Origin of the sequence: Clostridium algidicarnis, from assembly GCF_000703125.1 — a bacterium.
GTDB classification, from domain to species: domain Bacteria; phylum Bacillota; class Clostridia; order Clostridiales; family Clostridiaceae; genus Clostridium_L; species Clostridium_L algidicarnis.
Genome location: NZ_JNLN01000001.1, coordinates 2,387,770 through 2,403,802, shown reverse-complemented (window position 1 = coordinate 2,403,802; position 16,033 = coordinate 2,387,770). Strand labels below are relative to the sequence as shown.

The following is a 16,033-nucleotide window of genomic DNA, read 5'->3' as shown; positions in this document are numbered from 1 at the left end:
CTTCATGTTTTATCTTACAGAAATAGTTATGAATGTATAAATTAAGTTCAAAATATACTGCCCGTCATAACTATATCCTTAAATTTACCCATAGAAGAAAACTTTACGGTTTTTCAGTAGAAACTCTCAGACCTTATTTCTAAGATTATATGGATTAATATTTAATTCTATATATAGACTAGCATCCTTTTGAAAGTAAGTCAACATTATTTAGTATATCATTTTAAATATTCGTCAATAAACGAACATTACTTGTGATATTGCTTTACATCATACGTATATTCTTTAATTATGGAGCTATCTGCCAATATGGGCGTGATATCTATTTTAAATATAATTTCGTCTTCTACCCCCTTCATATTAACCATAGTCATATTCATATTAGGCTTTCCGATAATTTCAATAGGTTTATTATTACAAAATATGCAGTATTGTTTTCGTAAGTGATGGTAACATGCCTTTAAAATGTCATAAAAAATATTATGCTTAACATCTTTATTGAATCCTAGATGTTCAATATTTCCAATACCTAAAATTCCAATCAAAGTGTCTTCCTTTGCTTTATATTTTTCTCCATAACCTATTTTACAGCCCTTTTTAACTTTAAACTTATTTATCACCTTAGCTTTGTAGGAAAATATCTTTTTAAAACCCTTATCACTACCTTCATAACCATACAACAGATTTCCAACTCTTATATTATTAGTGAAACTTGCCTCATTTTTGTACTCCTCATTTAAAAACCCACTAGAATTTAAGCAGTGGATGTTAGGTATTATATCTAAAAAAGGTGTTACTTCATTCTTAAACATATTTATTTGATTTAAAGTACCTTTTCTACTTTTTGTATTATGTAAATGGGTATATACACCATCCAATATCATACTCGGAAAATTGTTTTCTATATATTCAACTACATATTTAAGTCTTCCTATCTTTATTCCCATTCTATTCATACCTGTATCTAAGTATATATGTACCTTATTACTAAAATCCTTTGGTATCTGTTCTAAAATTTCTTCATTATCTATAGTATATATTACGTTTTCCATTGGATTTATAATATCTTCTATATCTACCAATGGGGTAAGTAACAATATTTCTTTATCTCCTACCACCCTTTTGGCTTCCGATATTTCTGCTACTGCAAAATAATCTATCTTATCTTGTAAAAATTCAGTTATACCTTCTATTCCTAAACCGTAAGCATTTCCTTTTACAACAGCAATTATCTTTTTATCATCCATCTTCCTTATATTACTTATATTTTCCTCTAGCCTATCTAAAAACACCTGACACCATAAATATTTCATCTTATAGTTTCCCTCCATTAACAATTAAACTCTTTTTATAAATTATATACATATATTAAGATTCATACTCAAAATTACTTAGGATATAATTTATAAGGTATTTATAATATTATTATAAATATTAAGATACATGTTCAATAACCCTACCTATTGAAAGCTTGAACCAATAAGTATATCTTTTAGGAAACTCTTTTATATCTTTATTAAGCTCCTTTAAATCCATCCATTTAGATTCTTCTATTTCTTTTGGATTTATTGTTACATCTCCATCATATTTTCCTATAAAAACATGATCATATTCATTTTCATGTAAATCTTCATTAAATTCTATGTCATATGAAAATTTGAATATTTCTTCAAGTTCAGTATCAAACCCTAATTCTTCTTTAAGTCTTCTATGTGCAGCTTCATTAAGATCTTCTCCCATTCTTTGATGACTACAACAAGTATTTGTCCAAAGACTTGGTGAATGATACTTACTCTTTTCTCTCTTTTGAAGGAGTAACTCACCCTTTGAATTAAATATGAATATTGAAAAGGCCCTATGGAAAATACCTTTTTTATGGACTTCTGCCTTTTCTCCATAGCCTATTTCTTTATCATCTTGGTCTACTAATAATATCATTTCTTTATTACTCATAAATATAAATCCTCACTTTAACATTTTTAGTTTTATTACATGATTACTTAATAATATCTTTTATATAATAATCCATTAACTACAATAACATTTTAACCTTATATATAAGCATTATCAATTAACTGTTAAAAATCTTTTAAATCATTCATTATCATATTATATCTTTTTAAAAACTTCAAATACAGTTAATGATTTTTTAAATAAATAAGGAGCTATCTCAAAGTTTATTTTGAGATAACTCCTTATATTTAAGTGTAAATTTACTTGTTATTTAAAACATCAGCTAATGCAGCAATGCTTCCAAGTGAAGATACCGCATCTGTAGGTATTATAAGCTTGTTTGATGGACCTTTTGCAAGTTCCTTCAATGCATCTATTTGCTTTAATGCTATTACTGTCTCATTAGTTCCTGATTCTATAATAGCTCTATTAACCATGTGTATAGCTCCTGCATCTGCCTTTGCAATAGCTTCTATAGCTTTTGCCTTACCTTCTGCTTCTAAAAGTTGAGATTCTTTAAGTCCTTCTGCTCTTCTTATATTAGCTTCCTTTTCAGCTTCTGCTTCTAATATTTTGGATTGTTTTGCACCTTCTGCTTTAGCAATTTCACTTTGCTTTTGACCTTCAGCTTGTAGTATTAAGGCTCTCTTATCTCTTTCTGCTCTCATTTGTTTTTCCATAGCTTCTTGTATTTCATTTGGTGGAATTATATTTTTAATTTCAACAGAAAGTATTTTGATACCATAGGCATCTGTTATTTGATCTACAACCATTAAAAGTTCTGAGTTTATTTTATCTCTTCCAGATAAAACCTCATCTAAAGTCATATCCCCCACTATATTTCTCATATTAGTTATAGTTGAGTATATAATACCTGCTTTATAATTTTCTATATTGTATGCTGCATCCCTAGAATTAAGTACTTTATAGAAAATAACATTATCTATAGAAATCTTAACATTATCTTTTGTTATAACATTTTGAGGGTCTATATCCAATATCTGTTGTTTAACTGAAATTTTCTTTCTAACAAAGTCTACGAAAGGTATAGTTAAATGCCAACCCGGTTCTAACACCTTATAAAACTGACCAAATCTTTCTAATAAATATACATATCCCGTATTAACAACTTTAATAGAAGATAATATACTTATAAGAACTAGCACCAAAATAACGATAATTGCAATCTTTCCCATTTAATAACCTCCTCTTAATTATATAATTTAATATTAAGCATCTTTAAACTTTTATTAGATGTCTTAATCAATGCTTTTTATGAGTACTTTATTCCCATCCATAGATTCAACTTTAAACTTTTCATCTTTTCCAATACCTCGACTCCCTATATTTTTAACAGTCCAGTATATTCCTTTAATCTTAACATGGGATTCTATTTCTCTTTCTATTTCTTTTTCTGAAATAAATTCTTTTCCTATAAATTCACTATCTAGTGAATTTAGTGCTTTTGTCTTTTTCATCTTATCTTTTATAATAGGGTATACTGTAAATATTAACAATAAACTTACTGATAAGAAGAGTATAAATTGAACACTTAAACTTAATCCAATTACAGCAGCTAAAATAGCTACCATTCCTCCAACTGTAAACCAAACAAAAAGTAAACTACTTGTTAATAAATCTACCACTAGCGCTACCGAAGCTATGATTAACCACATTATGATATCACCTGACATATCGTCACCCCCTAATTAATTATATAACAATATTATAATTACTTCTATACATATAATGTATTTATCCTATATATAGAAATAAATATTTTTTTATCTACTATAATTTTATTATACACTATATATATACTAATTACAAGTTTAACTTAATCTCTTTAAGAGTTATTTTATACCTCATGATATTTTATTGTATGAGACTTGTTTTTTTTATATTATATACATATATGTATATAATATATGCTATGATGTTAATCTAGTTAATATTTAAGAATATGTTCAAATTAATAATATTTATTGAGGTGATAATATGAATTTTATAAGGGTTGGGTCAGCGTGCCCAATAACTAAAGTATCCGATGTTAATTATAACTTAGAGAATATTAAAATATGTATAGACAAGGCTCTAAGTGAAAATTGTAAAGTTCTTATATTTCCAGAACTTTCAATTACCTCTTACAGCTGTGGCGATCTTTTTCTACAAAATCAATTGCTAAATAAATCTGAAGAAGCTTTAGAAAGCTTATGTATTTATAGCAAAGGTAAAGACATATTGATTGCAGTTGGAGCTCCCCTGCACTATAACAGCAAATTATATAACGCAGCTTACATAATTTTAGATGGAAAGGTTCTTGGAATAGTTCCTAAAAGTTATCTTCCAAATTATAGTGAATTTTACGAAGGAAGATGGTTTACAGAAGGACTCGGCATTGAAACTACTAATATAAATTTAAAATTTCAAGATTCTATTCCTTTTGGAACTAATATTATATTTACTGATGGCACATATAAAGTTGCCTTTGAAATATGTGAAGATCTTTGGGTAACTATACCTCCAAGTTCTCTTCTTGCACTAGAGGGTGCAAATATAATAGGTAACCTTTCTGCTTCTAATGAAATAATAGGAAAATATGATTATAGAAAAACCTTAGTTTTGTCTCAAAGTGCTAAAGGATTATGTTCATATATATATTCTTCAAGTGGTGTCCATGAATCCACTACAGATTTATTATTTAGTGGTCACCTTTTAATATCAGAAAATGGTACTCTTTTAAAAGAAAATGAGAGATTTCAAAGAGAAAACCAGGTTATTACATCTATCGTGGATATAGATAGAATAGAAAATGAAAGACTAAAAAATACTAGTTTTAAGAAAAATCCTAACTTAAAAGAACCCACTCTAACAACTATTCAATTTAAATTTAATGATTTGTCTTATGGAAGCTTTGATAGATTTGTTGATAAACACCCCTTTGTTCCAAAGGATGTTATAGAACGAAAAGAAAGATGCAGGGAAATATTTAATATTCAAACCTCTTCCCTTGCTAAAAGATTAGAACATACAGGTTCTAAAAAGGTAGTCATAGGAATTTCTGGTGGCCTTGATTCCACCCTAGCGCTTTTAGTAATACTTAAAACTTTTGACATGTTAAATATCAAGAGGGAAAATATACTTACAATTACTATGCCAGGCTTTGGAACTACTGATAGGACTTATAACAATGCTAAGGATTTATGTGTTAATCTAGGGACAACTTTAAGAGAAATAAATATAGTAGAGGCTTCTCTTTTACATTTTAAGGATATAGGTCACGATGAAAAAAAACATGATGTTACTTATGAAAATGTTCAAGCAAGAGAAAGAACACAAATATTAATGGATATAGCAAATAAGGAAGGCGCTCTTGTAATAGGTACTGGTGATCTATCAGAGCTTGCACTTGGATGGTGTACTTATAATGGTGACCATATGTCAATGTACTCTGTAAACTGTTCTATACCTAAGACATTAGTCAGGTATTTAGTACGATATGTAGCTGAATTCGAGGTAAAAGATGAGGTATCAAAAACTTTAATAGATATATTAGAAACCCCAGTAAGTCCTGAGCTTTTACCAAAGGATAAGGATGGGAATATAACTCAAAAAACTGAAGATATAGTAGGTCCTTACGAACTTCATGATTTTTTCTTATATTACTTTATAAGGCAAGGAATGGCTACAGATAAAATATTGTTTTTAGCAAAAGAAAGCTTTAAGGATTCTTATAATGAAGAGACAATAAAGCTTTGGTTAGATAAATTTATAAAAAGATTTTTCACACAACAATTTAAGCGTTCTGCCCTGCCTGATGGCCCTAAGGTTGGAACTGTAAGCTTGTCTCCAAGAGGCGACCTTAAAATGCCTTCTGATGCTAGCTTTAATAGTTGGATAATTTAAGAATTATTATAATCACAAATATATAAATAAAAATAGATAACTTACAGTAAATTTTTACAGTAAGTTATCTATTTTTATTCCAATCTAATTAGAAGTTAAATATTTGTTTTATTTATCAGTTTAACATATGAATCTACCTAATCTGTTGATTTTAAATATTTTATCTTACCTATATATATCTAAAACCAATCCTTGTATTTCGTCAATAGTTGCTGCAATATCTATATTTTCTCTTTCTTCCCCAAGTAAAAGTTTAGTTAATTCCTCTAACTTCTCATCTACAGTTTCAACTGTAATAAAATATTGTGTCTGCCAAAAGCTTATATCTTTTTTTACTCTATACATATAAGCCATTACAGATTCAAGATATCCTTTTATCATTTTTTTATATGCTATTACATCAGAGTAACACTTTGTTGCAACTAATCTATTACCCTTCTTTTTTATATCATCTAACATGTTTTTTAAATCTTCTTCAGATTTTCTTTCCCTTGCAAAGCTAAAACTTCCAGAAAAGTCTTTTCTGCCTTCAACCTTTTTTCTTTCTTGTGTGATGGAAGTCTTTTTGCCAACTCTTCCTATTTCCAAGGACTCCACTCCTTTACTACTTAATTATATTATTTTTCTTAAACTGTTATCCTTTTAATATATCTAATTGTAACAGTTATCTAAAATAATTATACTATATATTAATAATATATTCCTCTAAACCTTTAAATTAATATCTAGCTTATATTAGAAAGTTCATTGACATCATATATTATTTTATGTATAATCAAGATATTAAAATTTAGTAAGATATCATAAGGGAGTAGCTTGCAGGTTATCCTGTTGCAAAGCCAACAGCCGATGTAAAACATCTGGTTTTGTATTAAATAGTAAGACTTATGTGTAACATTTCAGTTATGCATAGGTCTTTTTTAATGATATTTATGATGTTTACCATTTATACTATTAAGTTATTAATAGGTTATAATAGCTATAGGATGCTTTTATAATAAATAAATTTATGATTTTCAGAAAGGAGATTAAAAATTCATGTGGTTTAAAAAAACAATTGAAGATACCCTTAAAGAACTAGAAGTAGACCCATCTAAGGGTTTATCCTCCAATGAGGCTAAGTCTCGCCTAGAAAAGTATGGTGAAAATAAACTAGCTTCTAAACCTAAAAAAACAGGAATCCAAATATTTATGTCTCAACTTAAAGATCCTATGATATTTATACTTTTAGTAGCTGCTTTAGTTTCTGGTATAATGGGGGAAATAAGTGATGCCATAATAATTTTATTGGTTATATTCATCAATGCCATTGTAGGAACTGTTCAAGAATCCAAGGCTGAGAAGGCTCTAGAAGCATTAAAAAAGCTTTCTACACCAAAAGCTATTGTTAAAAGAGATGGGGTTTCAACAGAAATACCTTCCGAAAATGTAGTACCTGGTGACATAATAATACTGGATGCTGGAAGATACATACCAGCCGATTTAAGATTAATTACTACTGCCAATATGAAGGTGGAGGAATCTGCCTTAACTGGTGAATCGGTGCCAGTAGAAAAAAATTGTGAATTAGTATTAGAAGGCTCTGACATAGCCTTAGGCGATCAAAAGAATATGACTTTCTCGTCAACTTTAGTTACCTACGGAAGAGGTACTGGTGTAGCTGTTTCCACAGGTATGAACACTGAAATAGGTAAAATAGCTAAGATGCTAGATGAAGAAGGAAATGAAATGACTCCTCTTCAAAAGAAACTAGCTGAACTTGGAAAAGTTCTTGGTATAGGTGCCCTTGCTATCTGTGCCATCATGTTTATAATATCTGTAATACAAAAAAGAGATGTTTTTGAAATGTTACTTACAGCCATTAGTCTTGCAGTAGCAGCAATCCCTGAAGGCCTTCCAGCTATTGTAGCTATAGTTCTTGCTATGGGTGTACAAAGAATGATAAAAGAACATGCAATAGTAAGAAAACTTCCTGCTGTAGAGACATTAGGTTCTGTTAACGTAATATGTTCAGATAAGACAGGTACTTTAACTCAAAATAAAATGACTGTAACTAAGTTTTTCACAATAGATGGACTAAAACCTATAAATGAATTAGACATAAATAAGTCTTCTGAAAAGCTGTTAATAGATGCATTAGTATTATGTAATGATGCTACCTATTCTAAAGACTCAAGTACTGGAGACCCTACAGAAATAGCTCTTCTAGTAGCTGGAAATAATGTAGGAATGCTAAAGGAAGAATTAGATTCTACTTATGAAAGAATAAATGAACTTCCATTTGAATCTGACAGAAAACTAATGACTACAGTAAATAAATACAATGGAGAAAACTATGTATTTACAAAAGGTGCTGTAGATAACCTATTAAAAGTAAGCACTAAAATTTATATAAATGGTGAAATAAAAGATCTTACAGATGATCTAAAATCCCAAATAATGGAATCATCAAATTCCATGTCTAACAATGCTTTAAGAGTATTAAGTGCTGCATGTAAAGTTATTCCAAACAAGGATATTAATGTAGATCTATTAGAGTCAGACTTAATTTTCATAGGACTTGTAGGTATGATAGACCCACCAAGACTTGAAGTAAAAGATTCTATAGCAATATGTAAAAAATCTGGAATACGAACTATAATGATAACTGGAGACCACAAAAACACAGCTTTTGCTATAGCAAAAGAATTAGGTATCGCAGAAAACTTAAATGAATGTATTTCAGGTCCTGAAATAGAAAGGTTGTCTGAAGGAGAACTAAATGCTCAAATAGATAACTATAAGGTTTTTGCTAGAGTTTCACCTGAACATAAGGTAAAAATTGTTAAAGCTTTCAAATCAAAAGGAAACACAGTTTCTATGACCGGAGATGGAGTTAATGATGCACCTTCATTGAAAGCCGCTGATATTGGTGTTGCTATGGGGATAACTGGTACAGACGTTGCTAAAGGCGCTGCTGATATAATTCTTACAGATGATAATTTTTCTACCATAGTTTCAGCTATTGAAGAAGGTAGAAACATCTATAACAACATCAAAAAGTCTATAATATTTTTACTATCTTGTAACCTTGGTGAGATAATAGCATTATTCGTGGCTATATTACTAGCCTGGGAAACTCCTTTAAAACCAATACACATACTATGGGTAAATCTTATTACAGATACGTTACCTGCTCTATCCTTAGGTGTAGATCCTGGTGACAAAAATGTAATGGATAACCCACCAAGAAATCCTAAAGAAAGCTTATTTTCTGGTGGAACTCCTATATTCTTAATTTTAAATGGTATTTTAATTGGTTCGCTTACACTATTTGCATTTAAATATGGTGAAGCGAAATATGATACTCTTCAACATGCTCAAACTATGGCCTTTGTTGTATTAAGTGTATCTCAATTATTCCATTCACTTAACATGAGACATCCAGAAAAGTCCATCTTCCAAGTTGGATTATTTACAAATAAATATTTAATACTTTCTATAGTATTTGGTATATTCTTGCAAGATGTAATAATAACAGTTCCCTTCCTTGCAAATGTATTTGATGTCTTTGATCTTACTATGAATGATTGGTTATTTGTAGGAGGATTATCAATAATACCACTAGTACTAAATGAAATTTCTAAAATCTTTATAAGAATGAAGAAAAAATCCGCATAAAAAAAGGACCCTAGTGGTCCTTTTTTTTATATAATCTATTATCTTTTTTATTACTTTTTTAAATATATTTTACTAGCTTTTCTACTGTCTTTTTCAAATAAGTCTCTTCTAGTTCGCTAAATCTACCAACCTCTGGACTATCTATATCTAATACTCCATATATCTTTTCATCCTTTATTATTGGAATAACTATTTCAGAATTAGAAGCTGAGTCACAAGCTATGTGTCCTTTAAATTCATTAACATTTTCAATTCTTAAAAGTTTTTTCTCCTTTATAGCAGTACCACAGACACCTTTTCCAAAGTCTATCCTATTACAAGCTGGACGCCCTTGAAAAGGTCCTAGAACTAAAGACATCTCTTCCTCTTCATAAAGATAAAACCCTACCCAATTACACCTATCTATAGTGCTATTAATTATAGCAGAAATATTACAAAGACTCGCTATAATGTTTTTTTCAGAACTAAGTTGTCCCTCTATAAGTATTAGCATATATTTATATTTTTCTTCTTTAGTCATCTTTTTCATTACATCTAATTTTATCATCGAAAGCTGCTCCTTAAGTTATTTATATTGTTTTGAAAGTTTAATATAATTTTCTGCCGAAACTATAAGTTCCAATTTTTCTTCTTCTGTAAGGTCTCTTAAAACTTTCACAGGTGATCCCATACATAAAACGCCTGAAGGTATAATCTTGCCTGGAGGAACTATGCTCCCTGCCGCAACGATTGTATTACTACCTATCTCAGCCCCATCTAAAATTATAGCTCCCATACCTATAAGACAGTTATCCCCTACCTTGCAAGCATGAACTATAGCACTATGACCTACAGTTACATTTTTCCCTATATAGGTAGAAAACTTCTCATTATGAATATGCACTACACAGTTATCTTGAATATTTGTGCCTTCTCCTACATAGATTGGCATTCCGTCAGCTCTAAGCACAGCTCCAAACCATATATTAACATTCTTTTCTAATGTTACGTCTCCAATTATATCTGCGCTATCAGCTACAAAAACTTCTTCATGTATATTGGGTCTTTTATCTTCAAAATTTCTAATCATAAAACTTTCTCCTCTCATACTATAAATCATCCTATTATAAAAACCATTTTAGCATATTATATCGAAACAAACCATGTATAAATAATTTTTAAAATAAAGAGCAATAACTACCTAAATAAAGATAAAACAGTCTACTCATATATAAATGCCCTATGTCTTTAATATATAAATTGATTATAAAATAAATATTGTATATAATGAATAAGTACTATATATAGTGATGTATGCAGAATTGTCACACTATATATAGTTTTCTATTGTAATGTTAAAAAACTATATTATTAGATTTTTGATTTTATAAATTACCTGGAGGTGTTTTAAATAAATGGAATCAATTAAAGATGTCTTTAAAAGATATTACACAAAATCCTTAGAAAAAGACAGTACTAAAACTGTGTACGATTTATTTCAGTGGAAAAAAGTTAACGTACTTTTAAAAGATCATAAGTCTGGAAAAGTACTTACAGATATGAAAGACTTAGAATTTCCTATAGGCTATTCTCAAAGTGCTTGTGATATAATTGCTTCAAAGTATTTTAGAAAAGCTGGTGTTCCAAATGAGCTAGGGGTAGAAACTAGCATGAAAATGGTAGCCCACAGAATGGTTAGTTTTTGGGTAGAGTCTTTAAAAGAAGAAAACTTAATCAAAACTAAGGAAGAATCTGAAATATTTTATGATGAAATGGTTTATGGACTATTAAATCAAATGTATGCACCAAATTCACCTCAATGGTTTAACACAGGACTTGCTTTAAGTTATGGAATAAAAGGCTCACCTCAAGGAAATTTTTATTATGATAAAGAAACAAAGGCTGTAGTTTCATCACCTGACTCTTATACAAGAACTCAAGCTTCAGCATGCTTTATAGTTTCAATCGAAGATAAACTTTTAGGAAAGCACTCTATCTCAGATCAGTATGTAACTGAAACAAAGCTATTTAAAGGCGGTTCAGGTACCGGTACTAACTTCTCTAGCTTAAGAGCTGAAGGAGAAAAACTTTCTGGTGGTGGATATTCCTCTGGATTGATGAGCTTTTTAAAAGGTTTTGATAGAAATGCTGGTGCTATAAAGTCTGGCGGAACTACAAGACGTGCAGCTAAAATGGTGTGTCTTGACATAGATCATCCTGAAATAGAACAATTTATATCCTGGAAGGCTAAAGAAGAAGACAAAGTAAGAGCCCTTGGTAAAATGGGATATGATGCAGACTTTGAAGGTGAAGCATACCAAACTGTCTCTGGTCAAAATAGTAACAATTCACTAAGAATAAATGATGAATTTATGGGAAAAGTTTGCGATTTAAACAAAAATCCTGAAGCTACTATAGAATTAAAGGGTAGAGTAGATTCAAGAGTGAATAAAGAAATTCAAGTACAAGATTTATGGAATCTATTTAATGAATCTGCTTGGAAATGTGCAGATCCTGCTCCTCAGTTTTCTGATACCTTCAATGCATGGCACACATGCCCTGGTGGAGAAGATGGCGTATTAAACGCACCTTATAACAGATTGAATTCAACTAACCCTTGTGGGGAATATGCATTTTTAGATAATACCTCTTGTAATCTTTCATCAATAAATATTTATAAATTTTATGATACTACCACTAAAAAATTTGATTTAGATGGATATTTACATATTATAAGTTTAAATCAGCTATTACTAGAAGCTTCAATAAATTGGGGACAGTTCCCAACAGAAGACATTGCAAGAAGAACGCACTTATTTAGGACTACAGGACTTGGTATTTCTAACATAGCTTCTTTATTTATGGTAATGGGATATCCTTATAATTCAGAAGAAGCACGTAACATTGCAGCTTCTTTAATAGGTATAATGACAGCTCGCTCTTACTCAATTTCTGCTTTGATGGCAAAAGAAATAGGAGCATTTGAAAAATATGAAATAAATAAACCTTATATGCTTAAGGTAATAAAAAATCATGCACGAGTTGCTGGAGCATTAAAGTCTCCTTATGAAGGTCTTAACTATTTACCTTTAGAAGTAAATCATAGTTTACTTCTAAATAATAAACTAAAATTTTTAAGTGAAAACTTAAAGAAAGAGTGGTCAAAAGCTGTTTCTCTTGGCGAAAGTCATGGATATAGAAATGCACAAGTTTCCGTAATAGCACCAACAGGAACTATTTCCTTTGCTATGGACTGTGCTGCAACTTCTATTGAACCCTTCTTTAGCCACATAGTTTATAAAAAACTATCTGGTGGAGGTTACATGACACTTGGAAATCCTATTATAGAAGAATCTTTAAGAGCACTTGGCTATAGTGAAACAGAGGTTTTAGACATACTAGAGTATATAACTAGAACTGAAGAAGTTTTTGAAGGTGATTTTAAATACGACAAAATAGTAGATGGAAAAATTGAAGGTGCACCTCACCTTAAAAAAGAACATCTAGCTATATTTGACACTGCCAATACTTGTGGTACTGGTGAGAGATATATTGCCTCAGAAGGACATGTTAAAATGGTGGCTGCTATTACCCCCTTAATTTCTGGTGCAATTTCAAAAACTGTTAATCTACCTAAAGATGCTTCTATTGAAGACTTTAAAGACATTGTTATAACTTCTTGGAAACTAGGTGTAAAAGGTATTTCTCTTTATAGAGACTCTTCTAAAGCTAGTCAGCCATTAAATACTTCATTATTTAGTGATGCAAATTTAAACCTAGAAGATCTTAGTTACAAAGAGCTATTACAAAAAGCAAATGAAATGAATTTATATTTAAATGTATCAAGAAGAGATAAACCAGAAGGAATAAGAACTGGAACTACACACCCTGCTCAAATAGATGATGTTAAGGTATATACTACAGTTAATAGAAACGCTAATGGAGAAATTACAGAAATATATATAACCACAGATAGAGAAGGCACAATAATCACAGGACTACTTAACTCTTTATCTAAATCAATATCTGTAATGCTTCAATATCATGTTCCTGCTACAGACATAGCAAGAATGCTTAGAGGTCAAAAATATGAACCTTATGGATTCGTTCAAAAACATCCATATATAAAATATGTATCCTCTATTTCTGATCTTATAAGTAAAGTTATAGATATTGAAAATGATGACTACTCAAGATGTCAAATAAAACCTACTGGTTATGAGAATTTAAATTTACCAATCTCTACACCAATAGATGTACCTGAAGTTTTAAACACAGCTTCAGATAGTGATGTTAAGTCCCATACCCACGGTGGAGAAAGAGTCTATGGAAGTACCTGCCCTACTTGTTCCAGCACTAGAATGATGAGAAATGGAACTTGCATGGTATGCCTAGATTGTGGATCCACTACAGGATGTAGCTAGAAATATTAAAAGACCACTATTTATAAATAGTGGTCTTTTATGTTCAAGTGTAGTTTTAAAACAAGTCTTATCTATTGTTTAATAAAAAAGATTATTAGGTTTATTGCATTTTGTACATCTTCTATTTTATCTTTTAAAGTCACCGCCATAAACAAAGTGACCTTTTGACACTTCAAATAACTGATCTTCTTCTTTTACACAGTTATCAATAGCTGGATTATACTTAATATAAGATCGCTTCCCCTGGCAGCTTGGATTAGCAACAAGTATTGATGAAAATAGTGCTTTGGTATAAGGATGAATGGGATTTTCATATAGTTCCTTAGTTTCAGCAAGTTCAACAATTTTGCCATGATACATAACTGCTACTCTATTACAGACATACCTTACCATTGCTAAATCATGTGAAATAAATAAACATGTGAGCCCCTTATCTTTTTGAAGTTTCTTAAATAAATTAATAATCTGAGCTTGCATTGAAATATCTAAAGATGCAATAGGTTCATCAGCAATGATGAATTCAGGATCAAGACTAAGAGCCCTTGCAATTCCTATACGTTGTCTTTGTCCCCCTGAACATTCATAAGGGTATTTGTCCTTATAACTCTTATCTAGTCCAACTAAATCCATTAGCTTATAGACCTTTTCTAATCGCTCTTCTTTCTTTTTATACAGTTTTTGAATTATAAGAGGTTCCTCAATGATTTCTTTTACCGTCATCCTTGAATTCAAAGAGGAAGTTGAATCTTGAAATATAATTTGCATATTTTTATTTATTAAATTTCGCTCTGTCTTATAAATTTTAGAATCTGAAATAAGCTTTCCCCTATAATAGACCTCTCCACTTGTATGTTTATACATATTAATAATACTTCTACCCGTGGTCGATTTCCCTGAGCCTGATTCACCAACTAAACCAAATATTTCTCCTTTGTAAATATCAAAAGATATATCATCAACTGCTTTAATTATAGTATTTCTATCTACTTTAAAGTATTGTTTTAAGTTTTTCACCTCTAATATCTTTTCACTTTTCATTTTGTATCACTCTACATTCTTCAAATTTAATAGGAGGCTCTATTTTCGGGGCATTTTTATGTAAAAGCCAGGTTGCAGCGCTATGGGTATCACTTATTTTAAACATAGGTGGTTCAAGTAAATAATCTATCTTCAAAGCATACTTATTTCTACTTGCAAAAGCATCACCTTTTGGAGGGCTTAATAAATTAGGTGGCGTCCCTTGTATATAATTTAAAAATTCATCCTCTGAATCTATCTTTGGTAAGCAAGACATAAGTGCCCAAGTATATGGATGTCTTGGATCATAAAAGATATCTTTAACTGTACCTATCTCAACAATCTTTCCAGCATACATAACCGCAATTCTTTGAGCCACATTAGCAACTACACCTAAATCATGGGTTATGAAAATCACAGATATATTAGTTTTTTGTTGTAATTCGAAGATAAGCTTTAATATTTGTGCTTGAATAGTCACATCTAAAGCAGTGGTTGGTTCATCTGCAATCAATACCTTTGGGTCACAAGCAAGAGCTATTGCTATAACAACTCTTTGTCCAATTCCTCCAGATAAATGATGTGGATATTGATTAAATCTCTTTTCTCCATAATCAATTCCTACAAGTTTCATAAGTTCTATGCTTTTCTTTTTTGCTTTAACCTTACCTATCTTTTCATGGACTAGTATGGCTTCCATAATCTGATTACCAATAGACATGGTAGGATTTAAAGAAGTCATAGGATCTTGAAATATCATAGATATGTCCTTACCTCTAACCTTATCCATATCTTTTTCTGATAGGCTTGTTATATCTTTTTCATTAAAAATAATCTCTCCACTTTTTATAAATCCATTACTCGGGAGCACATGTAATATACTTTTAGATAATACAGATTTACCGCATCCCGATTCACCAAGTATTGCTAGAACTTCTCCTTCTTTAAGCGTAAAAGAAACATCTCTTACCGCTTGCAACTCCCCTTCTTTAGTTCTAAAACTTACAGATAAATTATTTACCTTTAGCAAATCCTCCATAATCACACCTACCTATTAAAAACTACAAAATCACCTAAAATGACTTTGTAGTTCC

12 protein-coding genes and 1 riboswitch are annotated in these 16,033 nt (G+C 30.3%); of the genes, 3 read left to right on the top strand and 9 right to left on the bottom strand.

Translation table 11 applies throughout. The features are described from left to right. Window positions 1-71: 71 nt before the first annotated feature. A riboswitch (purine riboswitch) is annotated at window positions 72-173 on the bottom strand. A gap of 75 nt (window positions 174-248) precedes the next feature. From BV55_RS0111435 to BV55_RS0111420, 4 genes are all read right to left on the bottom strand, one after another. Beyond that, window positions 249-1,313, bottom strand: a complete 1,065-nt coding sequence (locus tag BV55_RS0111435) for an alanine racemase (RefSeq protein WP_029452949.1) — start codon at window positions 1,311-1,313, stop codon at window positions 249-251. 121 nt (window positions 1,314-1,434) lie between these two features. Beyond that, window positions 1,435-1,953, bottom strand: a complete 519-nt coding sequence (gene idi / locus BV55_RS0111430) for an isopentenyl-diphosphate Delta-isomerase (protein ID WP_029452948.1) — start codon at window positions 1,951-1,953, stop codon at window positions 1,435-1,437. 260 nt (window positions 1,954-2,213) lie between these two features. After that, the gene (locus BV55_RS0111425; RefSeq protein ID WP_029452947.1) at window positions 2,214-3,149 is read right to left on the bottom strand and encodes an SPFH domain-containing protein; all 936 of its coding nucleotides are present in this window, start codon (window positions 3,147-3,149) and stop codon (window positions 2,214-2,216) included. Window positions 3,150-3,212: 63 nt separating this feature from the next. Further along, entirely contained in the window at window positions 3,213-3,647 is a 435-nt protein-coding gene (locus tag BV55_RS0111420; RefSeq protein ID WP_029452946.1) for an NfeD family protein, read from the bottom strand. 304 nt (window positions 3,648-3,951) lie between these two features. Here BV55_RS0111420 and BV55_RS0111415 point away from each other — a divergent pair, with 304 nt between their 5' ends. Next, window positions 3,952-5,859 (top strand): NAD(+) synthase, encoded by a 1,908-nt coding sequence (locus tag BV55_RS0111415; RefSeq protein ID WP_029452945.1) that lies wholly within the window; start codon window positions 3,952-3,954, stop codon window positions 5,857-5,859. Window positions 5,860-6,024: 165 nt separating this feature from the next. Here BV55_RS0111415 and BV55_RS0111410 read toward each other — a convergent pair whose 3' ends face one another. Beyond that, window positions 6,025-6,447 (bottom strand): YaaR family protein, encoded by a 423-nt coding sequence (locus BV55_RS0111410; RefSeq protein ID WP_029452944.1) that lies wholly within the window; start codon window positions 6,445-6,447, stop codon window positions 6,025-6,027. 450 nt (window positions 6,448-6,897) lie between these two features. Between BV55_RS0111410 and BV55_RS0111405 the strand changes: the two genes are divergently transcribed. Beyond that, entirely contained in the window at window positions 6,898-9,519 is a 2,622-nt protein-coding gene (locus tag BV55_RS0111405) for a calcium-translocating P-type ATPase, PMCA-type (protein ID WP_029452943.1), read from the top strand. 58 nt (window positions 9,520-9,577) lie between these two features. On the opposite strand, the gene BV55_RS0111400 is transcribed toward BV55_RS0111405, so the two are convergent. Continuing rightward, on the bottom strand, window positions 9,578-10,066 hold the full coding sequence (locus tag BV55_RS0111400; RefSeq protein ID WP_029452942.1) for a GAF domain-containing protein: 489 nt from the start codon (window positions 10,064-10,066) through the stop codon (window positions 9,578-9,580). 18 nt (window positions 10,067-10,084) lie between these two features. Continuing rightward, window positions 10,085-10,588: a gamma carbonic anhydrase family protein gene (locus tag BV55_RS0111395; protein WP_029452941.1), complete on the bottom strand. Its 504-nt coding sequence runs from the start codon at window positions 10,586-10,588 to the stop codon at window positions 10,085-10,087. Between the two features lie 325 nt (window positions 10,589-10,913). Between BV55_RS0111395 and BV55_RS0111390 the strand changes: the two genes are divergently transcribed. Further along, window positions 10,914-13,922 (top strand): vitamin B12-dependent ribonucleotide reductase, encoded by a 3,009-nt coding sequence (locus tag BV55_RS0111390; RefSeq protein WP_029452940.1) that lies wholly within the window; start codon window positions 10,914-10,916, stop codon window positions 13,920-13,922. A 126-nt stretch (window positions 13,923-14,048) separates the two neighbouring features. On the opposite strand, the gene BV55_RS0111385 is transcribed toward BV55_RS0111390, so the two are convergent. Both BV55_RS0111385 and BV55_RS0111380 read right to left on the bottom strand, forming a co-directional pair. Next, window positions 14,049-14,960 (bottom strand): ATP-binding cassette domain-containing protein, encoded by a 912-nt coding sequence (locus BV55_RS0111385; RefSeq protein ID WP_029452939.1) that lies wholly within the window; start codon window positions 14,958-14,960, stop codon window positions 14,049-14,051. Further along, window positions 14,950-15,978, bottom strand: coding sequence for an ABC transporter ATP-binding protein (locus BV55_RS0111380; RefSeq protein WP_029452938.1), 1,029 nt, complete (start codon window positions 15,976-15,978; stop codon window positions 14,950-14,952). The genes BV55_RS0111385 and BV55_RS0111380 overlap by 11 nt, the downstream gene beginning before the upstream one ends. Window positions 15,979-16,033: the final 55 nt, after the last annotated feature.

Excerpts from the sequence above, each read along its gene's own strand:
- BV55_RS0111435 (WP_029452949.1), bottom strand. The coding sequence starts at position 1,313 with ATGAAATATTTATGGTGTCAGGTGTTTTTAGATAGGCTAGAGGAAAAT.
- idi (WP_029452948.1), bottom strand. The coding sequence starts at position 1,953 with ATGAGTAATAAAGAAATGATATTATTAGTAGACCAAGATGATAAAGAA.
- BV55_RS0111425 (WP_029452947.1), bottom strand. The coding sequence starts at position 3,149 with ATGGGAAAGATTGCAATTATCGTTATTTTGGTGCTAGTTCTTATAAGT.
- BV55_RS0111420 (WP_029452946.1), bottom strand. The coding sequence starts at position 3,647 with ATGTCAGGTGATATCATAATGTGGTTAATCATAGCTTCGGTAGCGCTA.
- BV55_RS0111415 (WP_029452945.1), top strand. The coding sequence starts at position 3,952 with ATGAATTTTATAAGGGTTGGGTCAGCGTGCCCAATAACTAAAGTATCC.
- BV55_RS0111405 (WP_029452943.1), top strand. The coding sequence starts at position 6,898 with ATGTGGTTTAAAAAAACAATTGAAGATACCCTTAAAGAACTAGAAGTA.
- BV55_RS0111400 (WP_029452942.1), bottom strand. The coding sequence starts at position 10,066 with ATGATAAAATTAGATGTAATGAAAAAGATGACTAAAGAAGAAAAATAT.
- BV55_RS0111395 (WP_029452941.1), bottom strand. The coding sequence starts at position 10,588 with ATGATTAGAAATTTTGAAGATAAAAGACCCAATATACATGAAGAAGTT.
- BV55_RS0111390 (WP_029452940.1), top strand. The coding sequence starts at position 10,914 with ATGGAATCAATTAAAGATGTCTTTAAAAGATATTACACAAAATCCTTA.
- BV55_RS0111385 (WP_029452939.1), bottom strand. The coding sequence starts at position 14,960 with ATGAAAAGTGAAAAGATATTAGAGGTGAAAAACTTAAAACAATACTTT.
- BV55_RS0111380 (WP_029452938.1), bottom strand. The coding sequence starts at position 15,978 with ATGGAGGATTTGCTAAAGGTAAATAATTTATCTGTAAGTTTTAGAACT.